Below are 24,994 nucleotides of genomic sequence, written 5' to 3'. Positions count from 1 at the left end.
AGGTTACTGTTTAATTTTTTGTTGAATAAAGCGTTCAAATGCAGGCAAAAAAGTTTCCTGCACAATGAATTTACAACCATGCCAAGTATAGCAACTTTGTCGTGTCCAGCCATCTTCAAGTAGAATTACCCGCCGCTGACAAACCGGATTGGTACGTTGAAATAGAAACCATCCGATTGGTTTTTTACCAATATGCTGAAAGATGCGTGCCCGGGATTGCAAACTTAAAATTGGAAAGATGCTTTTGGCTTTGACCCACGGTGCATCTTCACAGCCATATAGATAGCTTTCACGTACCCACGACGTATGCTGATGCGGCATATTCATCCATTGCGCATCTGCACGTAGAAGCCGCTGATAATGCTCTTCAATGGGCTGAACCTTGAATACCCCACCCGCAAAATCGGTTAATTGCTGTGTCAGTGAACCTGAAGCATATAACCACGGCTTTAATACAGGTAAAATGATTGGATTTTGATTTGCGTATGCACGCGGTTCACGCATAACGTTAAAGCTCTTGAAAATGTGGAAATTTATACACAGTTTAAATGATATTCAGAAGACTTAAGTTTACTTATCATCATTCAATTTAAAACAAAATCTTGATTTAACAGTTGTCTGTCTTGGCTATCACTTCAAATTTCCCCTGCGGAGTCTTGATTAAAATCATGCCTTCAGCACTTAAATAAAAGCTTTCAGGATAAGCATAATCCAAAGCCAATTCAGGATTTTTAAGCCCTATAAACTCAGCTTGCTTATAACCTTCAACCGTACGACCGACTTCCATGTATTCCACAGTCGAGAAATTCATTTTAAATCCCTTGTCGTGATCAAGCGGATCAATCCAAGGATAAAAGCTGGTTTGTTTTTTACGTGGCTTTGCCATAAGGTGATGACTCTTGTAAATCTTCACCCCATCATACAAAAAACCCGCGACAAGCGCGGGTTTTTCTTGAACTTAAATTCGAATATGAATTACAAGCTGTAGTACATATCAAATTCAACTGGGTGAGTAGTCGTATTAAGACGACGTACTTCTTCAGTTTTAAGTTCGATATACGCATCAAGCATTTCTTTAGTGAACACGCCACCTTTAAGCAGGTAATCGTGATCAGCTGCAAGAGCTTCAAGTGCCATATCTAGGCTATGAGCCACTGTAGGGATTTTAGCTTCTTCTTCAGGAGGAAGATCATACAAGTTTTTGTCTGCAGCTTCACCTGGGTGGATCTTGTTTTGGATACCGTCAAGGCCAGCCATCAACAATGCAGCAAAACCTAAGTACGGGTTCATCATTGGATCTGGGAAACGTGCTTCAATACGTTTGCCTTTAGGGCTAGAAACGTAAGGAATACGGATAGAAGCAGAACGGTTACGTGCTGAGTAAGCAAGCATGATCGGTGCTTCGAAATGCGGAACTAAACGCTTGTACGAGTTTGTAGAAGGGTTAGTAATTGCATTCAATGAACGAGCATGTTTGATCACACCACCAATGAAGTACAATGCCATTTCAGAAAGGCCTGCATATTCATCACCAGCAAACAAGTTCTTGCCATCTTTAGAGATAGACATGTGAACATGCATACCAGAACCGTTGTCACCTACCATTGGTTTAGGCATGAAAGTCGCAGTTTTAGCGTATTGGTGAGCAACGTTCCAAACCGCATATTTAAACTGTTGAACTTCGTCCGCTTTACGAACCATGGTGTTGAAGCTCACACCAATTTCTAACTGGCAAGATGCAACTTCATGGTGATGTACTTCTACACGGCCTGGGCCCATGATGTCTTCAATACGGGCACACATATCAGCACGCATATCTTGTGAAGAATCTACAGGAGGAACCGGGAAGTAACCGCCTTTAACACGTGGACGGTGACCTGAGTTACCAGCTTCGTAATCTTTACCAGTAGACCAAGCAGCCTCTTCAGCGATCAATGTGTGGCGCGCGCCAGACATGTCGATGTCCCATTTCACTTCGTCAAAAACGAAGAATTCTGGTTCTGGACCGAAGAATGCAGTATCACCAATACCTGTTGATTTTAAGTATTCTTCTGCACGGCGAGCAATTGAGCGTGGATCGCGTTCATAACCTTGACCAGTAGATGGCTCGATTACGTCACAAGTCACAACAACTGTAGGCTCAGCAAAGAACGGGTCTACAAAACCAGTTTCTGCATCTGGACGTAAGATCATGTCAGATGCTTCAATGCCTTTCCAACCAGCGATTGAAGAACCATCAAACATTTTACCGTCTTCAAATGTATCTTCGTCGATTGAATCTGCAGGGTAAGTTACATGCTGCTCTTTACCCTTAGTATCAGTAAAGCGAAAATCGACCCATTTTGCGCTACTTTCTTGGATGAGTTGAAGGACCTTGTTCGCCATGCTCATTTTGCTCCGATGATTTTTGTTGCACCTGCTAAGTGCGTGTTAGTAGTTGGTATCTGTTAAGCAATTCTCATACCAACTTTAAAAAAACAAAGATAAAATACTGAATTCTTTATCAGAATAGCAGATTTAAGCGCTTTGCTTTGAGGCTATTATACTGTGTCCAAATCCAAATGCACCATATTCAAACACTCTTAATTGCTTTTACTTAAAAAGCTGCTTTTAGTGTACTAAATTGGTGCATATTTATTTTCTACCTCTAACAAAAGCCCTGCTTTACTTGCCATTTGACTAAATATGTATCGGTTCCGCTTAAAATAAATACTTAATAATTTTTTCTCTGTCATATTAATGATTTCATTAATGAATATTTTCAGAATTTTAATTTTTAAGCTAAAAACCCATTAAACCACAAATAAATTATATCTTATTATTATTTATATATTTTTTATTTTTTCAGCTGTTAAACTTTAATTATTTCAAAGTTTCAAACGCATGAAACACTCTGCGCCATTTTGGTGACAACTTATAAATCTGATATTCATTGCTTTATGTTCTTTTATGAAGCCAAGCTTCAATGAAGCAAATTTAAACAGCACAATACTTACTTATAGATAGTATATTACCAAAATATATTAATCATTTACCATTCAGTGCTTTTAAATCCAGATCAAGCCTTTACCATATTCAAAAAATAACATCAAATTATTGCAACAATCTTCAATGAATTTCATTTACCATAAAATGCAAATAAATCAGCTTATTCACCCGCAGTGATTTCTCTAAAATCATTATCATAGAAATAGTTCAGCAGAAAATGTTTATTTTTTGCTATGATTATTCGCACTCCATTTTTTAGCCGTTTTGACTGCTTTTAGTTTAAATAAGACTATGCAGTGAAAACTTGAATCATGCGAGTATTCTTGGACTATTCGAGCACAGTTAAGTGCGCAAATTTCAATAGGTTAGCTCATGCTTTTAATGATCGACAACTATGACTCTTTTACCTATAACATCGTGCAGTATTTTGGCGAGTTAAATCAGGAAGTAAAAGTAGTCCGTAATGATGCCGTTACATTGGAAGATATCGAGCGATGGCAACCGAAGTATCTCGTTATTGGTCCTGGTCCGTGCTCACCAAGCGAAGCAGGCATTTCCATTCCTGCAATTCAGCACTTTGCCGGAAAAATTCCTTTACTGGGAGTGTGCTTGGGACATCAAAGTATTGGACAAGCCTTTGGTGGAGATGTGGTTCGCGCCAAAAAAGTCATGCATGGCCGTTTATCGGACATGTATCACAGCAATAAGGGGATTTTCAGCAATCTGCCTTCTCCGTTTTCTGCAACGCGCTATCACTCACTGGTGATTGATCAGGCGACATTGCCAGAATGCCTGGAAGTGACCTGCTGGACCAATGAAGAAGATGGCTCTATGGAAGAGATCATGGGCGTGAAACATAAGACATTGCCAATCGAAGGCGTGCAGTTTCATCCTGAATCCATTCTGAGTGAGCACGGTCACCAAATCTTCAAAAACTTTTTAGAAATTTACGCATAACGAGCGCTATCAAGATTATGAATATTCAACAAGCTTTAAATAACATCACTAAAAATATCGAGCTCACTCAACCGCAAATGGAAGAAGTAATGCGTACCATCATGAATGGTCAAGCAACCGATGCACAGATTGGTGCTTTAATGATGGGCCTACGCTTAAAAGGCGAAAGCATTGACGAAATTACCGCAGCTGCTCGTGTAATGCGTGAATTTGCGATTAAAATTGATGTCAGCGATCTTCCGCATCTGGTTGATATTGTCGGTACCGGCGGTGACGGCCAAAACCTGTTTAACGTATCGACTGCATCAAGTTTTGTCATTGCAGCTGCTGGGGCAACCATTGCCAAACATGGCGGCCGTGGTGTGTCATCCAAATCAGGCTCATCTGATCTTTTAGAACAAGCCGGGATTAATCTTGACCTCAACATGCAGCAAACTGAACGTTGCATCCGTGAAATGGGCGTCGGTTTCCTGTTTGCACCGAATCATCACAAAGCGATGAAATATGCTGCTGGCCCGCGTAAAGAACTCGGCTTCCGCAGTATTTTCAACCTGCTTGGCCCGCTTACGAATCCGGCCGGGGTAAAACGTTTTGTAATTGGCGTATTCTCTACCGAACTTTGTCTTCCGATGGCTGAAGTATTGAAACAGCTGGGCGCAGAACATGTCATGGTGGTGCATTCTAAAGATGGTCTGGATGAAATCAGTCTGGCCTCTTCCACTCATGTGGCTGAACTGAAAGACGGTGAAATTACCGAATGGGAAATTCAACCCGAAGCGGTCGATATTGAATCGCAAACCTTAACTGGCCTTTCTGTAGATAGCGCAGCTGAAAGTCTGGCTTTGATTAAAGATGCTTTAGGCAAGAAAAAGTCTGCCCTAGGTGAAAAAGCGGCCAGTATGGTGGCACTGAATGCCGGTGCCGGGATCTACGTTTCAGGTTTGACCAACAGCTATAAGCAAGGCGTTGCTTTGGCACATGATATTATCTATGGCGGTCAAGCTTTGGAAAAGATGGGCATTTTGTCTGAATACACCAAAACTTTAAAAGAATACGAAACTTAAGACGACAGGACAAAGATCATGGTAGATATCGCAAATACAATTTTAGGCAAAATTGTGGATCGTAAACAGCAAGAATTTGCTGCTCGTCTTAAGCAACACAGTTATAAAGATGTGGAAGAACTAGCTCAGGCGGCAACACCTGTGCGTGGTTTTGCGCAGTCTTTACAACACAAGCGTCCAGGCGTGATTGCTGAAATCAAAAAAGCCTCTCCTTCAAAAGGCGTGATTCGCGAGAACTTTAATCCTGCTGAAATTGCCCAGCAATATGAACAGGCAGGTGCTGCTTGCCTGTCTGTACTGACAGATGTGGACTTTTTCCAGGGTGCGGATGAAAATATCCAGATTGCCCGTTCGCATTGTGCCTTGCCTGCATTACGCAAGGATTTCCTGATTGACCCTTATGGCGTGATTGAAGCCCGTGCCCTGCATGCAGACTGTATTCTTTTAATTGTGGCGTGCCTGTCTGACCAGCAACTCGAAGAAATGTCTAAAACCGCATTTGAACACAATCTGGATGTTCTGGTTGAAGTGCATGATGAAGCTGAGCTTGAACGTGCACTGAGACTTTCAGAGCATTGTCTGTTAGGCGTGAATAACCGTAATTTAAAAACCTTTGATGTCGATTTAAACACATCACTACGCTTGAAAAAATTGCTTGAGCCTTCACGTTTACTGGTGACTGAAAGTGGTATTGCCACTCCACATGATGTCCACATGATGCAAGAACATGATATTCATGCCTTCCTTGTGGGTGAAAGTTTTATGAAACAGCCTCGTCCAGATCATGCCTTCACGGCATTGTTTGGTCAGCCTGAAACTATTTAATGAATATTAAAGATTATGAGTAAACATGATTCTTCGCTTTCGAAAGATCAGTACAATTTACTGAAATCTTTTAAAAAGCAAATTACCCATCCACAATCCAGCGCGATTGCCAAGCAGCCTGAGGAGCCTAAAGCTCAGCCTCAGCAAGAGCAGGAAGATGATTTCGCTTTGTTCCAGAAATCGATGCAAGGTGTCAAAAAAATCGACAGCAGTAATATTGCAAAGATTGAAAAGAACAAAAAGAAAAAACCGGATGCAAAAATTTTAGCCAAACGTGCAGCCGCAACCGGCCCTATGGAAACCGATCAGGCGGAGCTGTCGGATACTCAAGCCATGCTCAATCCGGTAGCCAGCCAAGCGGCGTTAAGCTATCGCATTGCCACGTTACAGCATAAAGTTTTTGAAGATTTAAAAGCAGGCAACCTGCGCTGGTTTGAAGCGGTCGATCTGCATGGCTGTACCGTAGAAGAAGCCCGTGTAGCTGTACTACAGATTATTCAAATGACCAAAGATGAAAATCAGAACGTCATTAAAATTGTACATGGCAAAGGGCCTGAAGCTATTTTAAAAACCTATGTGAATGGCTGGCTGCGTCAGCACCGTGATGTTTTAGCCTTTGTCAGTGCTCCTGAAAATCAGGGTGGAACCGGTGCGGTTCTGGTTCTGCTGAAACGTGCAGAAAAGAACCCAAAATTCAAACAGTAATCGGATTTTTCCTCAAAAGCAGGCATTGGAGTGGTTTTCTGCTACAATGCCGTCCTTGTTCAATATCAGTGTAAGTGAACACGTCTTATGTCTATGCAGCAATCCTACGCCAACATTTTAACTGCCGTTGGTGAAGATCTTAATCGTCCTGGTCTTAAAGATACGCCAATGCGTGCTGCTAAAGCTTTTTCGTATTTAACGTCTGGATATAGCAAAACTTTAGAAGAAGTGACCAATAGTGCGGTCTTCCCTTCCGATAACCGTGAAATGGTATTGGTCAAAAATATCGAATTCTATTCACTCTGTGAACATCATTTATTGCCTTTTTACGGTCGTGTACATATTGCCTATTTGCCTGAAGGCAATGTGCTCGGTTTGTCCAAATTTGCCCGCATTACCGAAATGTTTGCCCGTCGTTTGCAAATTCAGGAAAACCTGACCCAGCAAATTGCAGAAGCCGTAGCTGAAGTGACTAAAGCACGTGGTGTGGCGGTGATGATTGATTCAGCGCATATGTGCATGATGATGCGTGGTGTAGGCAAACAGGAATCCACTACCCGTACGGTTTCTTTTGTCGGTGATTTTAAAACCAATAAAGAGGAACGCCGAGAGTTTTTAAGTGCGCTACCTGAATCTTATTAATTCATCATTGAAAAGCCTCAACACTTGTTGAGGCTTTTTTATTTGTGCTTTAATTTCTTTTTTGTTTATGCAACTTTTCGATTTTAAGGATCAATCATGTCATCTATTTGGTTAGCAGGTCACGGTTTAACTCAGAGTGAAACAACCATTGATTATCCCCGTCCTGATCGTCTGGTTGCAGGCAATCCTAAACGCCTAACTGAAAGTTTATATGAGCATCCCAATATGAACTGTGGCATCTGGAGCTGTGAAGCAGGTGCATGGAATATTGTATTTGCTGACAACAAACAGGAGTTCTTTCAGGTGATTGAAGGCGTAGTACGCTTGCATGATTCTAAAACGCAGAGTTTTGTCGAAATTAAAGCAGGTGACGCTGGCATTATTCCACCCGGCTTTACGGGAACATTTGAAGTGCTTGAAGCGGTTCGAAAATATTTTGTGGTGGTTGAAGCCTAAAACCTGTGGATACTGTTTTTTTCTTTCAGGTTTTTATAAAAATTTTAAACGAGTAGTCAGTACATTTTACAACATGAACCCTTCTCTCTAGCTTATTACTGATCACATTCTTCTAAACATTTAACTGAGTGATCAGACAAGTGAAAGCATCAGAAAAATAGTAGATAAAAATCTGAACACAAAATTAGATACACATCATGCCTGATGTCTTATTCATAATGACTTAAAGGGCTGAAAAGCACAGAGAGATTATGACCAGAAAAACCTCTTCTGAGGCCACGCCACGCCGGAAATCACGGGTGGTTTCGACAAGCTTCGACTATTCGCTCGACTTTAAGAAAATTTTAGACAACAGCCTGAACTGTACCGCATTGGCCGTGGTGAACAAGGTGTGCTTTTGGTTGAACCTTATAAATCAGAAATCCTGCCCTACTGACGTTTTGCCGATGAAGATAAAGCCCGAATCAGCAGTGAAAAAATTTATCAGCTTTTCTTAGGCTATTTACAACAGCACGATTTTATCGATGCCGATATGGCGCGTAAGTTTTTACAGATGGGTTATACCCGTGCACGGCGCTATGCCAATCATAAAAGCGGAAAAAAATATGATGGGCCTGTGCCTGAGGATAAAAAAGGTTAAGCGGCACACATGGGCGTGAGCAATTGCCGCGTCAAACAGAAGATTCCATCAAAGCGGCAGCAGCGAAAATTTTTAAACAAAAATGGGATGCAGCCAAAGCCCATCCCGAATATATGACACAGAAACAGAAATTCAAAGCCTGGCTTCAGCAGTCCAATAGCTAGGCGCTTTGTTAACTCTGTACAGTCATAGTTGAGGCTTGTAACTCGGTTTGAGCCACATAGACCCGATTTCGGCCACTATTCTTGGCTGCGTACAGTGCAGTATCAGCAGCATCCAGAAAACGCTGATAGTCGGGATGACCATCATAAAGTGCACAACCGATACTGACGGTAAAATTAAAACTGCTGCCCGGTCGGGTACCAATGGTAGTTTCCTGAATCCGGCTACGGATCTGTTCTGCAAGTTCCTTTGCCCGGATTAAATCGCTATCAACCAGCAACAATAAAAACTCTTCCCCGCCAATCCGGAATGCATAATCACTTCCCTTGATAGAATCGTGCAATACTTCAGCAATAAACTGTAAAGCCGAATCACCCGCTGCATGTCCAAATTTGTCATTAATCCGTTTAAAGTGGTCTGCATCTATGGCCAGCAAAGACAGCGGCGCATTATTTTTACGGGAAAAATTAATTTCACGCGAAACAATGGTACTCAAATAGCGTCGGTTGAGCAGTTGAGTCAGGGAATCACTGCCCGAGTCGATATAATCTGCAACCTGAAAAAGTTGATCGACCAGATGCTGAATTTCTCTATTTTTATCACGAATATCCTGAATCAACTGAATGGCTTTATCTTTTTTGGCAGCATTTAAAACCTGCTGGCTCAGCGGATCAATCTGGTAAATACGATCCACAATGGCCGTGACCTGTTCCGATCCGGTAAATGCATAAGCGGCTTTATGAATAAACCATAAGCCAAATTCAGATTTTGACAGTAAGGGATGCGTAAATTTCGGCTCGTGGGAAAATACCTTAAACATCAGCTCATTTTCCCAGTTTAATAATGAGCTGCGCTGCTTGTCCTTTTGCGCAGCTACATCCTGCATAGCAGAAAATAAACGATAAGTATGTTTTATATCATTATTCTTTTCCAGATTGACTTCATAAGAACGGCACATAATTTCCGAAGCAAAGCCCAATATCTGTACGATATAAGAAGCCATACACAAACTATTTTTTTGCACCTGTCCGGTCTGAAGTAAAAAGACTTTCTTTTCAATCTCACCGACACCACGCATAATCAGCCAGGAAGGAATACCAATACGCGCATGGACTTTTCCGACCATCAGCTGTTTTTCTACAATCTCAGTGAAGTTCTGCTGGAACGGCACCTGAAAGCAATCTATTAACCACTGATTTAGTGTGGTTTTTAACCGGTTCTGAACAATATCATCCGATAAAAAATAGGAAGCTTCCTTTTCCTGCATGATATTTTTATAAAATTCATAAACCAGTGTCTGGGAATGCGCCTGAATAAATTGAAAAGTGTCATTTAAATCTGTGATTGAAAAGTCCTGACAAACCGATTTCCATTGCGCAGCAAGCACGGCAATACTTTCAGTATTCATACCATTAATTCCAAGACTTTTTGAGAGAACGAGAAAATTACGTTATTAATATAACAAATAATGATAAAAAATACTGTGTGAACTCATGCTTGCTTTATATGAATAATGAGAAAAAACTTACATTTATTGAACAACTTATTCTAAAAGAAACGCACATATCCCAGACTGGTTTTCATCCAGTCCTTATGGTCTTGTTGCTGGTATTGCCAATTCAATCGAAGTGCATTTTGTGAATTAATGACATATTGCCACTGGGTATTCAGTTTAAGTTGCCATTGCTGGCTATCTTGCCAATACGGTAATTCAAGCTGTACCAAGCTATTTACGTGATCTGACCAGATATTTTGACAGCCTAGTGTCGGCCCCATACCAATACGCCAGCCCTGATCCAGAGCCTTAGCTGCCTGTATATGATTTTGCAGTTGGATATAACACAAATGCTCACGCTCCGGGTTTGCATAGCTATAGCCCATCTGAACCTGTAAATTGGCAATGCCATGTTGCTCATGTTCACTGAACTGACCCTTTTGATCCAAAGCCTCCTGCTTCCAGCCAAAATTAAAACCCCAGCTGAGTGGGGTTTTAAACGGAGTTAGTGGGTTATAAGAATTCACGTTCAGAAAATCAAAATGCTCCAGTTTCAATTTATCATCGCGATACTGGATTGAACCATCCCAAAATAGCAACTGCGTACCCGTCCTGAAGCCCCCTTGCGGATCAATCAGATCGTGATAGGCCTGACGCTGTCCCAGCTCGATGAACTTCTCACCCTGCACTTCGCCCATCGTTAGCAAAAAATGACGGGCATCATGGGCTTGGGTGGGATCTACTTTAGGACGTTGCGGTTGTTGACGCTGTTTTTCAAAATCAATTTGACTGCGTAAACTCAATAACTGGCGTAACCGTGGCTGGGCAAAACTTGGCCCAACTTGAGTTCCAATCAATTGCAGATATAAATCGTCATAAGCCATCTCTAAAATCTTGGTTTTATCTAAATCCTGATAAGATTCTATTTGCTTAGACATCTCTATTGTTTTAGCAAAAGCGATTTGGTGCGCCACTTTGGCCAGGCTTTTACCATGCTGTCTGGCTTGTGATAGCAATTGGGTTTCTAAAGCAGGCCGATAGACCGTTTCTTTGACCAAGCCTTGCTGTTCTATCGCCTTAATGGTTTCCACCGGAATGGCAGCCACTTTAAAGTGCTGTTTTAAATTAAGCTGTGGACGAACCAGATCAATCAGCCCCAATAACCGATAGGCACAGTTATCACTGACAAAGTAATAAGGGAAACTTACATGTTTCATTTCCCAAATATGCTGCACTAAAAATCGGGTTTCATCGGAACTTAAACTGAGTTCATATTCCCACAAATCACGGCTTTCCAGATCGCCATATTCTTTTACCTTGCGGTAATAAGGCATTAGGGAATATTCACCCGGATACTGACCGGTTAGACCATTCCAGGCAAAAGACCAGTCTTCTCCCTCGCTAACTGTAGCAGCATAATTCACCGCATAAGAAACCAGATTCAGCTGCTTTTGATCTTTGGGATCCAGACGCAACAAGGTATGCCCAAACATGGAACTGGGATTACCCATAAAGTCGGTTGCATAGATGAGTGTTGCTTTATAAGGCTTGATCTGCCCGATCCAGTCCTGCAATTCCGGGCAATTTACCGCTGGCAATTGCTGTTCTGAAATATTCAGTTGCTGCATTAACCATTGACTGCGTGCAGGAAAACGGCAACGTACCGATTGATTCGGTTCAGCCACTTGGAATAAGGCTTGGATATTGGCCTGTAATTCCTGCCTTAAATCAGTCTTCCCGTCATTGGATAAGAAAAAACCTGCATAGCTGACTTCACTGTGTCCTTTTTTATCGGCATACATCAACCTTTGCCAAGTGATGTATTGGTCTAGTTTTTGTTGTATTGCACGTTCTATATAGGGTTGAGCAATTTGGACAGTCGTTGCTGAATAGGCAACCGTGGAAGAGGTTAAAGCAAAAACGAACGCAAGTGATTTCATGCAAATCTGGAATTATCAATTATTCAATAAGAAAAACCCCGTCAAGATGACAGGGTTTTGGGATATTCGATTATACGTAGGCTTTCAGCACTTCATCTTTAGCCATCACAGCCTGTAAAGATGCAAGCACTTGTAAAGAATCATGATTTTCTGCTGAATAAATTTTAGCGAAGTTTTGTTTAGATACCGCAAAGAAACGGGCTTTGTCTTGCGCTTTAATATTTAAAAGTTCAGCCAGTACATTTAAGCTTTCTCCCTCACCGACTGCCATATCACGTGCTAAAGATTCAGCATTTTCATTGGTAAAAGTCACAGCTTGAGCAGTGACTGTACCTGTACCGCTACAGCCTAGCGTACCAAAAGTAATACCGAATAATTGGTTAGCAAAAAGACCGTTAGTCGTTGCAGCCAGAATTTTAGGCGCCTTACCCGATTTACCTGCCCAGACTTGTGAACCGATACCACAACCCGCATCTCTATCTGCAAATGCTGCGGTAGAACCGAGTGCTACAACTGCAGCTAAAGCTAATTTTTTCATCATGGCTATTCTCCAGAATTTATTATCCAAGTGTTTTAATTCTTCACAGTTGTGCAATTTTTATTACACCTTTGTAAGATAGCTGCAACTTTCTCACAACGCAAAACAATTTATACTAAAGTTATCAATCACCATATAAACATTTGAAATTATTTATTTTTTAACTTCCAAATCCCATCTTCACTACGTTTTCCAAGTATTTTTAATACCAAAACCAGACTCAAAAGCAGCAATAAATACCAGGAACCCAGCTTGCCCCAGCCCACCATATGCCAGGCATCGACCTGACTTGGATATAACCAGATTTTATTAAAGGTACTGATATTTTCTGCAATCCAGATAATAAAGGCTAAAATAATTAGCACCGGTAACATCGGCAGTTGCAGCTGATGCTGTTGCAACTGGAAGCGAATTTTGGTTTTCCAGAAAATAATCACGCTCCAGGCAAACAGCACCAGGCGTATATCTGGAACAAAAAATTTACTCATGAAGTTAATATAGGAAAGCACCGCCAAAGCCAGCATGTTGCTAAAATTTGGCAGTTTCTCAAACGACACCTGAAACTGCCTTAAGGATCGGGCAAAAAAACTGCCCACTGCCGAATACATAAATCCTGCAAATAAGGGTACAGTCAGTATTTTAAATACAGCTGGCTGTGGATATTGCCAGGATGCAATCTGTGGATGGGTCAGAAAAATTTCCATGCCCATGGCCATGATATGAAACAAGGCAATGACCTTGGCTTCGGCCCACGATTCCAGTTTTAAATACAGCAAACAGGCTTGGATGATTAAGGCATAAAACAGCAAATAGTCATAACGAAAGAAGCCATAAAAATCCTGGCTTCCCATGGATGCTGTAAGTACAAAAGCAACGAGCAGTAAAATCCCAAATAAGGCAGCCGAAGCTGCCTTAAATGAGAACTCAAAACATGATTTAAACAGACTGATCAAGGTTGAATCCTAAAAAATGAGTTTACTCACACGTACTTAAAGATATTTAGCGCTATATTCATGCACGGTATCGATAAATACTTTAGGATTCGCAGGATCTACCCATTGGGTAATACCATGACCTAAGTTGGCGATATAACCGGTTTTTTCACCACCTGCATAGGCATCATCCAGCATGGCTTTGGTGGCTTTTTCAATGGATGCTGGCGAGCCATATAAAGTAGCCGGATCAAGGTTACCCTGTAATGCAGCACGGCCATTCACAGTTTGACGTGCCACGTTCAATGGCGTAGTCCAGTCCAGGCCAAAGGCATCTGCACCCGTAGCGACCATAGGCTCTAGCCATTGACCACCGCCCTTGGTGAATAAGATGACCGGAACTTTGCGCCCGTCTTTTTCACGTTTTAAACCGGCAACAATTTTTTGCATGTAATTCAGTGAAAATTCGATATATTCACGATGTGCAAGCGCACCGCCCCAGCTGTCAAAAATCTGTACAGCTTGCGCACCAGCATCAATTTGTGCATTTAAATAATCAATCACAGCAATGGCCAAGCGGTCCAGCAAAGCGTGCAACACTTCAGGCTGTGCATACATCATCTGTTTGGTATAGCGAAAATCCTTGCTGGAACCGCCTTCTACCATATAGGTGGCCAGTGTCCACGGGCTACCTGAAAAGCCAATCAATGGCACTTGACCGCCTAATGCAGAACGAATAGTGGTTACAGCATTCATCACATAATCAAGATCAGATTTAGCATTGAAGTTAGGTAAATTCGCCACATCTTTTTCGCTACGGATGGTTTTATGGAATTTCGGACCTTCCCCAGCTTCAAAATACAGGCCAAGTCCCAAAGCATCGGGCACGGTTAAAATATCTGAAAATAGAATGGCAGCGTCCAGGTCATAACGGCGCAAAGGTTGTAAAGTTACTTCGCAGGCAAAATCATTATTTTTGCACAGGGAAAGAAAATCACCTGCTTTGGCACGTGTTTCACGATATTCAGGCAAATAACGTCCTGCTTGACGCATCATCCAAACTGGTGTGGTATCTACCGGCTCACGCAATAAGGCCCGCAGAAAACGATCGTTTTTTAGCGTCGTCATTTACTTTCCCATCTCATTTTTAATCTTCGAACCATCATAACAAAAAGGTCGAAAATTTAATAACTTCTCTTGCAGTTAAAAATCGATCACGTTAAATGTAAAATAATTTTTACACAAAACAAATACTGCATCTCCTCATTTTTTCTGCAATACTTGTGTAGTTTTATCACATAGTTAATGAAGAATTCTTAAGGTTGAATTACATGTTCGTTCGCACATTACTCGCCATGAGTTTAAGTTGCATTTTTGCGGGTACAGCATTTGCCGCATCTACTGCTGAACAACCATTAAATCCTAAAAAGCTTACCAATGTTGCCGTTCAAGATCCGATTGATCCTCTGGCAACTGAAGCAGCTTCTAGCGCTCAAAGCACTGTAAATACACAGATTACACCTCAAGAACAAAAAGACCTGAATAAGGCATCGCAAACCTTGCAAGATCTTCAAAATACTGAAGATGAGACTGCTCCAATCGGTGCTGCACCCACCACAAAAACAGCAACACTACCGAGCAATGCTGGTGCTGCTGCCAAAGCATCCTGGACTCTCGATGGCCTGAACAACGCGACATGGTATGAAAATATTGGCAAGGGCCAGTTCCCTGTTTATGCACGCGCGCATGTCATGTTAAACAATGCCCATGCTTCTCCGGGTGCAATTGATGGTTCAAGTGGTAAAAATACCCTGAAAGCGATTGCATCCTTCCAGCAAATTAATGGCATTCAACCAACAGGTATTTTAACTCAAGAAACCTGGAATACTTTGATTGCCAAGCAAGGTTCCAAGCCCGCATTTATTGAATACACCCTGACAGATGCGGATCTTAAAGGTCCTTATGCCCAAACTATTCCTCACGATTATGCCCTGCAAGCAAAAATGAAAGGCTTGTATTACACGCGTGTCACCGAAATGCTGGGTGAAAAGTTCCATATGGATGAAGACTTTTTGAAAAAGTTAAATCCTAAAGCAACCTTCAAAAAAGCTGGTGAAAAAATTATTGTAGCCAATATCCGCAATGAAGTTCCGGAAGATATTCACCTGATTGTTGCGCATAAAGGTGCAAAACAACTGTACTTATTTAACAGCCGCAACCAGATGATTGGCTCATTCCCTGCAACCATTGGTAGCTCGGACACTCCATCACCAACAGGTACTTATAAAGTGACTGGCGTAGCGCAAAACCCATGGTATAGCTATTCACCAAGTAACTTTATTCAAGGCAACAATACTAAACCGCTTTCTTTACCACCAGGTCCAAATGCTCCTGTAGGCAACATCTGGATTGGATTAAGTAAAAAATCATTTGGTATTCACGGTACACCAAACCCATCTGCAATTTCTAAAACTGCATCACATGGCTGTATCCGTTTAACCAACTGGGATGCCAATGACCTGGGTAAAAAAGTCAAATCCGGTGTAACGGTTAAATTCCTGGAATAATCTCTGTACACTGCACAAAAAAAGCCTGCATCTATTGCAGGCTTTTTGATATCTGGCTTATTTTAAATGAAAGACATCATCAGAAAATATCGTTTCAAATATAGGATGATTTGTTGTTTTTTTATGATTTCTAAGTCATTTTTAAATCATTAGAATAATGCTTATATTCAAGAATAATGACAGGAACAGCACTATGAACGCTTTTCTACATCCAAGTGAAAATCGTGGTCATGTCAAAATGGGATGGCTCGAGTCCAAACACAGTTTTTCTTTCGGCAATTGGTATAACCCGAAATATATGGGCGTGAGTGCCTTACGTGTCATTAATGATGACCTGATTGCTGCGCATAATGGTTTTGGCACCCATCCGCATGACAATATGGAAATCTTGACCTGTGTGCTTGAAGGAACCATTTCCCATAAAGACAGCATGGGTAATGCAGGTGGAATTTCTGCTGGTGAATGGCAACTGATGAGTGCCGGTACGGGTGTGCAGCACAGTGAAATCAACCAAGGGGATGAACCGGTTCATTTATTGCAGATTTGGATTATTCCAAATGAGCGTGATGCAGAACCGAACTATCAACAAATTAAATGTGATCCACGTGAACAACCGAATCAATGGCATTTGATTGTTGGCCCCAACGCAAATGCACCGATGCATATACGCCAGCAAGCTGAAGTGAAAACTGCACTAATCCAGCAGGGTCAAAGCCTCAACATTGAAGCGACCCAACATATTAATTATGTGCATGTAATTTCTGGTGCAATCAAAATTGCAGAGCATACTGTAGCAGCTGGTGGTGCCATTGCCTTTGTAGAGGCAAGTCAGATTGAAGCGTTGCAAGATGCGCAAGTGATCTGGTTTGACTTACCTGAAGTGAAGCATTAAAAACGCGATTTATCAGCTTATAAGCCTCAGCCTGAGATGATCATTGTAAAATGGTCATCTCGATCGTGTTAATTATTAAATTTAAATAAGATTAATAACTTAGCCATTCAACAGTTAGGGTAATTACTAGGGTCTGTTGACAATTCGTCTATGTTTGCGACTACGCGTATTTTTTAGATGATACTAGGCGTGAACTGCAAAATTTAGTCATTCTAAATGCGTAGTTCACAACGACGTAGCATCAAAAAATACGCTAGTCCCGAAGGGTTGTAGCTATAATTATCTCAGACTTCGTCATGAAATTTAAAAATGGAACCACCATTCTTTGCATTGCATTCCTTGTCTGCTCAATTTTAGTCTACAACGCAAGCTATTTATGAAATGTCAACAGACCCTATATATCCCCATAATAAAAATATATAAATCAAACCAATCCTCATCACACTTTTACTTAAAGCCAGCCTGTTTTAGGTGAATATCAATTTATCTTATTTTTATTTCACGCATGAATAGATAAAACCTAAATATCAGGTATACGTTCATTATTAGAAGAGAAAATCCATATGAATCAGATTTTAGATATTCAAACAAGTCAGCAACAGGCTTTACTTTTTTTATTAGGTTATTTAAAACAACAAAACTATCGCTTTACCACCATCACGCCGCTTTCCCATCAGCGTATTTTAAGCCGAAACAGCAATACCCAGAACAAAGCCATTACACTTAGGGATATATTCGGCTGGAATTCAGCATTTACGGAAGCTGACATTGAGCCTGTACTTTTTGCAGTGCTGAAAGAACAGCAGCTCATTCATTTCCATGAGCATCAGTGGCGCAGTCATGTCCGTGTATCATCGCTAGATGATGAATTATTTATTCATTCCAGTTTTCCCACCCTGGCTGCTGATTCGGTTTTTTTTGGCCCGGACACTTATCGCTTTGTTTATCAGCTGAAACAATATTTATCGACTCATCCATATGCGTTCAAACGAGGCTTGGAATTGTGCTGTGGCACTTCAGCAGCTGCCATCAGTTTGGCCAAGTTCTCTTCGGAATTTAAAGAAATGATCGTGGCGGATCTGAACCCGAAAGCACTGTTTTATAGTCAAATCAATGCAAGCTTTGCAGGTTTGGACAATATTTATCCTGTTTCCAGCAATTTATTTGCCCATTTGGATGGCCAATTCGATTTTATTTTTGCCAATCCTCCGTATTTAATGGATGCAGATCAGCGTCAATATCGACATGGTGGTGATCGACTGGATGGTAATGAACTCGCCTTTAATATTGTAAAAGAAGGCATTCAACGACTGAATCCGCAAGGCTGTTTATTTTTATATACCGGGGTTGCTATAAGAGCAGATGGCAATCGATTTTTAGAACACTTAAAGCAGCTTATGACTGCTTATTCCAATATGAACTGGTGTTATGAAGAAATAGATCCCGATGTTTTTGGCGAAGAGTTGGAACAACCTGCATATCAGCATATAGAAAGAATTGCTTTGGTTTTGGTTAAATTGGAAAATATAGTCGAGTTGGAATAGTAGCCTTTTTCTCTAATTTACCCTTTCCCATAGAATATTTTTGAAAATCATCAACTAAAATTTAATATTGGTCTAACTTATTTACTTGAAAATTAATCACCCATCAAATATCCACCTTTACTGATTTCTTGGTTTCGTATCTTAAGTTCAACACCTGTTTGATCGTAAATGCCTGACTCCGACTTTTAAATTGGAGTCTTTTTCTTGAAGGATGCTTTATCCTTGATGATGGCAATTTTTGCTAATTAATCTTCGGAAGAGTCCGGCAAACGCTTTGCTTGGGTAAGTCCATTTTTTATGTTGGACAAAAACTATAGACATTAAAAAAGCCCCTGTTTTCACAGGGGCTTTTGAATTTGGCGGAAGCGGTGAGATTCGAACTCACGGAGGACTCGCACCCTCGTCGGTTTTCAAGACCGGTGCATTAAACCGCTCTGCCACGCTTCCATGTGCGCCATAATACGGATGTTTTTAAAAGCTGACAAGTAAAAATTACAACTAAACCATTCAAATGAATATTGTTTCACCAAATCAACTTAAAACATCATAATTTGGCTGCCAATTCAGCACCCTCGCGAATTGCACGCTTGGCATCAAGCTCTGCTGCCAGTTTGGCACCGCCAATAATATGGTAATTCGCCAAGGTATGTTCACCGTCATTCGGCATAATATCCGTCACTGACTCTTGTCCTGCACACACCACCACGGTATCAACACGTAACAGTTGGTCATAACCATTGGTTTCTACCCATAAGCCTTCATTGCTAATGGACTTATATTGCACACCACGTAACATCTTCACTGCATGTTTTTTCAATTGCGCACGATGCACCCAACCTGTGGTTTTGCCTAACCCAATCCCCAGCGGTGTGGTTTTACGTTGCAATAAATAGATCTCACGGACAGGATGCGCCACTTCAGCAGCCTGCATGCCGCCTTCAGAAATATAATTTGGATTTGGGTCAATGCTCCACTCCCGCTGCCAGTCTGCCAATGGTTGCGGCTGTGGCTGATGTTCAGGTTTTAATAAAAATTCCGATACATCAAAACCAATACCACCCGCACCAATTACTGCAACACGATCCCCCACTGGAGCACCACGAAGTACTTCTGCATAAGACAATACTTGCGGTGCATCACTGCCTTCAATTTTTAATGCACGAGGGATCACTCCCGTTGCCACCACAACTTCATCAAAACCTTCACGTTCCAGTTGTTCACGGTTTACTCTGGTATTTAAGCGAAGCTCTACCCCAGTTTTTTCAATCTGAACTTTAAAATAACGGATGGTTTCATGAAATTCTTCTTTGCCGGGAACCACTTTGGCCAGATTGAACTGCCCGCCCACCTCAGTTGCCGCTTCAAATAAAGTGACTTTATGGCCGCGACTTGCCGCAACTGTTGCAGCAGACATGCCTGCTACGCCACCACCGACAACGGCAATCTTTTTCGGGCTTTGGGTTTTTAAATAGACCAGTTCTGTTTCATAGGCAGCGCGTGGATTGACCAAACAGGTTGCCCGCTTATTTTTAAAGGTGTGATCCAAGCAAGCCTGGTTACAGGCAATACAGGTATTAATTTCATCAACACGATTGGTTGCGGTCTTGCTGACCCAGAAGGCATCCGCCAATAAAGGTCGTGCCATTTGCACCATATCGGCTTTTCCAGCGGCCAAAATGGCTTCGGCTGTTTCAGGCATGTTAATACGGTTAGATGCAATCACAGGAATGGCGACATGCTTTTTCACCTCGGCCGTGTAATCGGCAAATGCTGCACGCGGTACTGAAGTAACAATGGTTGGAATACGGGCTTCATGCCAGCCAATCCCGGTATTCAGCAAGGTTACGCCTGCCTGTTCCAGCGCTTGGGCAACCGTAATCACTTCTTGCATGGTATTGCCATCATGCACCAAATCTAGTAGCGACAAACGGAAGCAGATAATGAAGTTTTCGCCAATTTTTTCCCGAATGGCTTTGACAATCTCTACCGCAAAACGCATGCGGTTTTGAATATCTCCACCCCAACGGTCGTTACGCTGATTGACATGACGGCTTAAAAACTGATTCAGCAAATAACCTTCAGAACCCATGATTTCCACACCATCATAGCCGGCTTTTTTGGCAATACTGGCGGTATGCGCATAATCATTGATGGTCTCTAAAATTTGTTTTTCACTCATCTGACGCGGTTTAAACGGTGAAATTGGCGACTTGATTGGGCTGGCAGAAACCACAAAAGGCTGATAACCATAACGACCCGAATGCAAAATTTGCAGCAAAATTTTTGCACCATGCTTATGTACAGCATGCGTCACCAAGCGATGCGGTGCAACATCAGCCAAATGATTCATGGTGCCACCTGCAGGAAGCAGCCAACCTTGACGGTTCGGGGAAATCCCTCCAGTGATAATCAGACCTACACCACCTTTTGCACGTTCACCAAAATATGCAGCCAATTTAGGATAATTATAAAAACGGTCTTCCAGACCTGTATGCATGGAACCCATCACGACACGGTTTTTAATGGTCGTAAAGCCCAAATGTAGCGGTTTTAAAATATTTGCATAGCTAGTTGTCATAATGGATCCTTAATTTATTGGCTCTGCAACTTGTTGCATATTACTTTACCTATTTTTATCATTTTGTTTATGACTTGTTTTAAAGATTGTCTGACGAAACAGTCAATTCAGCATAAAAAAAGGTGCAGTTTTAAAACCACACCTCATATAAGTTCTAGGAAATAAATCTATATTAATCCCAGTATTTTAATTTGGAAGTCTGACCAATCCCCACATTAAAGCTATTGGTCGGATCCAGTTTTTGATAATGATTTTTTAGCGCAGGCTTGGCCACATATAAATGCCCGACATTATGTTCTGCGGGATATTCGGCTCCACGCGCATCCAGCAAATGCCACATTTGATGCTCCATCGCCAAAGGATCAACGCCTTTTTTCACAATATAGTCCTGATGGAATACATGACATAAAAAATGACCGTAATACAGTTTATGAATAATCAAGTCATCCATTTCCTGAGGCAATGTTTCGACCCATTCACGGTCATTACGGCGTAAGGCAATGTCCAGCGCAACAATATCTTCCACTTCTGAACGATGGGTGTCACGATAACGAATTGCCGCTCCCGCAACCGCAAAGCGGTGCAGAAAGGCTTTACGCCCTTCTTCCTCGCTGCATAGAAAATAATCGCCCGTGTGATGGGCTGAAAAATATTGCTGTAAAAACTGCTGCACCTGTTCTACGTCCTGATTCTCGATACGCAAAACCAAATGGTGTTCATACCGATCACGAAACTCATTCATGCGCTTGGGCAAGTGAGAGGGCAGAAATTTGGTCAGCATTTGCAGGACTTTATCAGACAGTCCTTTCATGCCGACTTTTTCCAGGTAGCCATCCACCTTATCTTTCATGGCAAAAGCCGCCGGTACTTTGGCTGTTCCGAATTTTTCAATAAACATGAAGGTATCTTTGCCATATTCGGCGCCAATATCGTAAGCCACCCGGTGAATATATTCGCCTGCAATCGGCAAGCGCGGTAAATCAGTGAGTAGAAAACGGCGGATTGCAGTTAAATCTTGCTGGGTATTGGTGCCGACATAAAACACCTGACTGGGAATTTTTTCAAAGGTATCCAAACGTACCGCAAACACACAGACTTTTCCTGCCGAACCGGATGCTTCATACAAACGTGATGGATCGGCATTAAAACGTGCCGGAGTATTCTCATCGACTTGAGTCACATCATGCGCATAATGCTGATCCGAAGCACAGCAACTTGGATTATTTTCAATATCCACTGTCTGGTAGTTTTGGCTTTCCAGTTTTGTCAGAATCTCTTCAGGCGTTGCACCTAAATTCACTCCCAAATGATTCACCAGCTCTAATTTGCCAGCATTATTCACTCGTGCATACAGGGCAAGTTCGGTATAGGCAGGCCCACGTCGAACCAGCGCACCACCCGAGTTATTGCACACACCACCCAAAACCGATGCACCAATACAGGAAGAACCAATCACAGAATGCGGCTCACGGTTAAATTGGGCAAGTTCCTTTTCAAGTTTGTCTAGCGTTGCTCCAGGTAAGCAAATGACCTGTTTACCGCTATTGATGACTTGAATACCGGCTAAACGACGGGTACTCATTAAAATGACAGGACGGTCATAATCATCACCAAAGGGGGTGGAACCACCAGTAAGTCCGGTATTGGCCGCCTGCATGATAATTATGCAGTCTGCATCCACCGCAGCCTGCAAGACTTGCCACTGTTCCAGCAATGAACCCGGGACGACCACGGCCAGGACTTGACCGGAACCGTAACGGCGTCCCTGACGGTATAAACGTGTGTCATTGTCATCTGTGAATACATATTGCTTGCCGACAATATTGATCAGATTTTGAATGGTTTGCTGTGCATCTAAATTGGATGGCATTTGTCATATCCTATTGATGAATTGTCGCCCTTAATCAACACGGCATTCATTACTGCGGAGTCTTTCCAATATTATTTATATTCAGGAATTAACCTTCGGTTCGACCTACTTTTCTTTCGGGAAAAGTAGGCAAAACCATTGTCATCCGCAAAACTCGTCATATTCCGTCAAATCTTTATTTTCATCGCAGAAACATGATGTTAAGTATGAAGCCCTGCCTCAAACAGTTGCGGATGACGTTTACGCGTATCAAATTCAAGCTTTGACTAAATTTAATATTCAAAATTATTATTTAAGCCAACTCTCTCTCCAACTTTACCAAGCAATCTGAACTGATATCTGCGATAGTTTTGGCACCTGTCAGCGTCATTGCCACACGCATTTCTTTATCAATTAAATCCAGCAGATTGGAAACACCCTCACCACCGGCTGCACCCAAGGCATAGACAAAGGCCCGTCCGAGCATACAAGTATCGGCACCTAAAGCTAGCATACGCACCACATCCAGACCATTACGGATTCCCGAATCGGCTAAAATTTTGATGTCGCCTTTGACGGCATCGGCAATCGGTGGAAGCGCACGAGCAGAAGATAAAACCCCATCCAGCTGACGGCCACCGTGGTTCGACACCACAATACCATCTGCCCCGAAACGTACTGCATCCTTGGCATCTTCGGGGTCTAAAATGCCCTTGATCACCATCGGGCCATCCCAGAACTCACGAATCCACTCCAGATCCTTCCATGAAATAGACGGGTCAAAGTTAGAACCCAACCAGCCAATATAATCTTCAAGGCCCGTGGGTTTGCCCAGATATTTAGAAATATTGCCCAGATCATGTGGACGGCCCATCATGCCGACATTCCATGCCCAATGCGGATGGAAACAGGATTGCATATAACGGCGCATTGCCGCATTGGGTCCACTCATACCTGAGTGGGCATCACGGTAACGTGCACCTGGAACAGGCATATCTACTGTAAATACTAAGGTTGAGCAACCTGCCGCTTTGGCACGTTCCAGGGCATTTTTCATAAAGCCACGGTCACGCAGCACATACAACTGAAACCACATTGGACGCTGAATCGCTGGCGCAACTTCTTCAATCGGACAGACTGAAACAGTAGACAGGGTAAAAGGAATACCCTTTTTATCTGCCGCCACTGCCGCCTGAACTTCCCCGCGACGTGCATACATACCGGTTAAACCGACTGGCGACAATGCCACAGGCATCGACAGGGTTTCATTAAACAGTTTGGTTTCCAGACTTAACTGCGACATGTCATTCAGTACACGTTGTCTCAACGCAATTTTTGATAAATCTTCCACATTACGCTTCAGTGTATATTCCGCGTATGCGCCACCATCAATATAGTGAAAAAGAAAAGGGGGCAACCGGCGTTTCGCAGCTTCACGATAATCATTCGCAGAAGAAATAATCATGCTTATATCCTGTTTAATCTACTGGCACGCTGGCGACGAGCTTCTTCTTCATCAATCAAGCGTACCTGTTGTACTACAAACCCAATGTGTCCACAGACTGCACTGCGTGCAGCATCAGGATCACGGCGTTCAATTGCATCCATCACTTGAAAGTGCTGATCATGCAATTGATCAAAACGGTGCGATTCGCTATAGACTTTACGCCGGCCCAAAACCACGTTGTATTTCAACAGGTCAAACAGGCCGCGCATCATCTGTATTAGCACTAAATTATGTGAGGCTTCAGCAATGGCTAAATGGAACTCGGCATCCGCTTTAGAAGCCTGATCATCATCCCCAATAGATTGATAATGGGCAATCTGATCATAGCAGCGGCGAATATTTTCCAGATCTGCTGTTGTTGCACGCTGAGCGGCATACCAGGCAGTACCACCCTCTAAAACGCTGCGGGCTTCCTGTACATCAAAACGGTAAGCCGGGTCCTGATCGATCAAATTACTTAAAGGTTCTACAATTTGATGATTGGTCCAGGCACTCGGTAGCAACTGCAAAAAGGTTCCCGAGCCTGCCTTGCTGAGCAACATGCCTGTACTGACCAGATGCTGAATCGCTTCACGCAGCGATGAACGGGATACCCCGAGCTGTTCACATAATTTACGTTCTGCAGGCAAACGGTCTCCAACCTGCATATTGCTCTGTTCAATCAACATACGGAGCTGCTGTACGGCTTGGTCGGAAACTTTCATCTGCATTTC

The 24,994-nt window shown here is 42.3% G+C and carries 21 protein-coding genes, 1 tRNA gene and 1 pseudogene; 10 read left to right on the top strand and 13 right to left on the bottom strand.

The window, feature by feature from the left end:
* Positions 1 to 3: 3 nt before the first annotated feature.
* From B9T29_RS07300 to glnA, 3 genes are all read right to left on the bottom strand, one after another.
* A complete protein-coding gene (locus B9T29_RS07300) occupies positions 4 to 504 on the bottom strand; it encodes a chorismate--pyruvate lyase family protein (protein ID WP_086175287.1) in 501 nt (166 codons plus the stop codon).
* Between the two features lie 103 nt (positions 505 to 607).
* Positions 608 to 886, bottom strand: coding sequence for a hypothetical protein (locus tag B9T29_RS07295; RefSeq protein ID WP_086175286.1), 279 nt, complete (start codon positions 884 to 886; stop codon positions 608 to 610).
* Positions 887 to 975: 89 nt separating this feature from the next.
* Positions 976 to 2,391 carry a type I glutamate--ammonia ligase gene (gene glnA / locus B9T29_RS07290; protein ID WP_171264001.1) on the bottom strand — a complete coding sequence of 472 codons (1,416 nt, stop codon included), beginning with the start codon at positions 2,389 to 2,391 and terminating at the stop codon, positions 976 to 978.
* A gap of 969 nt (positions 2,392 to 3,360) precedes the next feature.
* On the opposite strand from glnA, the gene B9T29_RS07285 reads away from it, so the two are divergent.
* The 7 genes and pseudogenes from B9T29_RS07285 to B9T29_RS07255 all read left to right on the top strand — a co-directional run bounded on the left by B9T29_RS07285 (position 3,361) and on the right by B9T29_RS07255 (position 8,441).
* Entirely contained in the window at positions 3,361 to 3,945 is a 585-nt protein-coding gene (locus B9T29_RS07285; protein ID WP_086175284.1) for an anthranilate synthase component II, read from the top strand.
* Between the two features lie 17 nt (positions 3,946 to 3,962).
* The gene (trpD, locus tag B9T29_RS07280; protein WP_086175283.1) at positions 3,963 to 5,009 is read left to right on the top strand and encodes an anthranilate phosphoribosyltransferase; all 1,047 of its coding nucleotides are present in this window, start codon (positions 3,963 to 3,965) and stop codon (positions 5,007 to 5,009) included.
* 18 nt (positions 5,010 to 5,027) lie between these two features.
* Entirely contained in the window at positions 5,028 to 5,834 is an 807-nt protein-coding gene (gene trpC / locus B9T29_RS07275; RefSeq protein ID WP_086175282.1) for an indole-3-glycerol phosphate synthase TrpC, read from the top strand.
* A gap of 15 nt (positions 5,835 to 5,849) precedes the next feature.
* On the top strand, positions 5,850 to 6,539 hold the full coding sequence (locus B9T29_RS07270; protein ID WP_086175281.1) for a Smr/MutS family protein: 690 nt from the start codon (positions 5,850 to 5,852) through the stop codon (positions 6,537 to 6,539).
* 93 nt (positions 6,540 to 6,632) lie between these two features.
* Complete coding sequence (gene folE / locus B9T29_RS07265) at positions 6,633 to 7,181, top strand: GTP cyclohydrolase I FolE (RefSeq protein ID WP_171264006.1); 549 nt, start codon at positions 6,633 to 6,635, stop codon at positions 7,179 to 7,181.
* Positions 7,182 to 7,277: 96 nt separating this feature from the next.
* Positions 7,278 to 7,637, top strand: a complete 360-nt coding sequence (locus B9T29_RS07260; protein ID WP_086175279.1) for a cupin domain-containing protein — start codon at positions 7,278 to 7,280, stop codon at positions 7,635 to 7,637.
* Positions 7,638 to 7,888: 251 nt separating this feature from the next.
* A pseudogene (locus tag B9T29_RS07255) lies at positions 7,889 to 8,441 on the top strand (DUF4385 domain-containing protein).
* 8 nt (positions 8,442 to 8,449) lie between these two features.
* Here the strand turns inward: B9T29_RS07255 and B9T29_RS07250 are convergent.
* The 5 genes from B9T29_RS07250 to hemE form a co-directional block, all read right to left on the bottom strand.
* On the bottom strand, positions 8,450 to 9,847 hold the full coding sequence (locus tag B9T29_RS07250) for a diguanylate cyclase (RefSeq protein WP_086175278.1): 1,398 nt from the start codon (positions 9,845 to 9,847) through the stop codon (positions 8,450 to 8,452).
* A 140-nt stretch (positions 9,848 to 9,987) separates the two neighbouring features.
* A complete protein-coding gene (locus tag B9T29_RS07245) occupies positions 9,988 to 11,874 on the bottom strand; it encodes a DUF4105 domain-containing protein (RefSeq protein ID WP_086175277.1) in 1,887 nt (628 codons plus the stop codon).
* Between the two features lie 70 nt (positions 11,875 to 11,944).
* Positions 11,945 to 12,415 carry a DUF3015 family protein gene (locus B9T29_RS07240; RefSeq protein ID WP_086175276.1) on the bottom strand — a complete coding sequence of 157 codons (471 nt, stop codon included), beginning with the start codon at positions 12,413 to 12,415 and terminating at the stop codon, positions 11,945 to 11,947.
* A 146-nt stretch (positions 12,416 to 12,561) separates the two neighbouring features.
* Positions 12,562 to 13,362, bottom strand: coding sequence for a DUF817 family protein (locus B9T29_RS07235; protein WP_171264005.1), 801 nt, complete (start codon positions 13,360 to 13,362; stop codon positions 12,562 to 12,564).
* 39 nt (positions 13,363 to 13,401) lie between these two features.
* Entirely contained in the window at positions 13,402 to 14,472 is a 1,071-nt protein-coding gene (gene hemE, locus B9T29_RS07230; RefSeq protein ID WP_086175274.1) for a uroporphyrinogen decarboxylase, read from the bottom strand.
* A 203-nt stretch (positions 14,473 to 14,675) separates the two neighbouring features.
* Here hemE and B9T29_RS07225 point away from each other — a divergent pair, with 203 nt between their 5' ends.
* From B9T29_RS07225 to B9T29_RS07215, 3 genes are all read left to right on the top strand, one after another.
* Positions 14,676 to 15,911 carry a L,D-transpeptidase family protein gene (locus B9T29_RS07225; RefSeq protein ID WP_086175273.1) on the top strand — a complete coding sequence of 412 codons (1,236 nt, stop codon included), beginning with the start codon at positions 14,676 to 14,678 and terminating at the stop codon, positions 15,909 to 15,911.
* Positions 15,912 to 16,104: 193 nt separating this feature from the next.
* Positions 16,105 to 16,803 carry a pirin family protein gene (locus tag B9T29_RS07220; RefSeq protein WP_086175272.1) on the top strand — a complete coding sequence of 233 codons (699 nt, stop codon included), beginning with the start codon at positions 16,105 to 16,107 and terminating at the stop codon, positions 16,801 to 16,803.
* 563 nt (positions 16,804 to 17,366) lie between these two features.
* Positions 17,367 to 18,347, top strand: coding sequence for a methyltransferase (locus tag B9T29_RS07215; protein WP_086175271.1), 981 nt, complete (start codon positions 17,367 to 17,369; stop codon positions 18,345 to 18,347).
* A 357-nt stretch (positions 18,348 to 18,704) separates the two neighbouring features.
* Here B9T29_RS07215 and B9T29_RS07210 read toward each other — a convergent pair.
* From B9T29_RS07210 to lldR, 5 genes are all read right to left on the bottom strand, one after another.
* Positions 18,705 to 18,794: transfer RNA gene (locus B9T29_RS07210), tRNA-Ser, on the bottom strand.
* Between the two features lie 97 nt (positions 18,795 to 18,891).
* Complete coding sequence (locus tag B9T29_RS07205; protein ID WP_086175270.1) at positions 18,892 to 20,925, bottom strand: NADPH-dependent 2,4-dienoyl-CoA reductase; 2,034 nt, start codon at positions 20,923 to 20,925, stop codon at positions 18,892 to 18,894.
* A 172-nt stretch (positions 20,926 to 21,097) separates the two neighbouring features.
* Positions 21,098 to 22,795, bottom strand: coding sequence for a D-lactate dehydrogenase (gene dld / locus B9T29_RS07200; protein WP_086175269.1), 1,698 nt, complete (start codon positions 22,793 to 22,795; stop codon positions 21,098 to 21,100).
* 292 nt (positions 22,796 to 23,087) lie between these two features.
* On the bottom strand, positions 23,088 to 24,239 hold the full coding sequence (gene lldD / locus B9T29_RS07195) for an FMN-dependent L-lactate dehydrogenase LldD (RefSeq protein WP_086175268.1): 1,152 nt from the start codon (positions 24,237 to 24,239) through the stop codon (positions 23,088 to 23,090).
* 2 nt (positions 24,240 to 24,241) lie between these two features.
* The gene (lldR, locus tag B9T29_RS07190) at positions 24,242 to 24,985 is read right to left on the bottom strand and encodes a transcriptional regulator LldR (protein ID WP_086175331.1); all 744 of its coding nucleotides are present in this window, start codon (positions 24,983 to 24,985) and stop codon (positions 24,242 to 24,244) included.
* Between the last annotated feature and the right edge of the window lie 9 nt (positions 24,986 to 24,994).

Origin of the sequence: Acinetobacter sp. ANC 3903, from assembly GCF_002135315.1 — a bacterium.
GTDB lineage: Bacteria > Pseudomonadota > Gammaproteobacteria > Pseudomonadales > Moraxellaceae > Acinetobacter.
The sequence above is the reverse complement of the archived record's forward strand: the minus strand, read 5'-3'. Positions and strand labels throughout refer to the sequence as shown.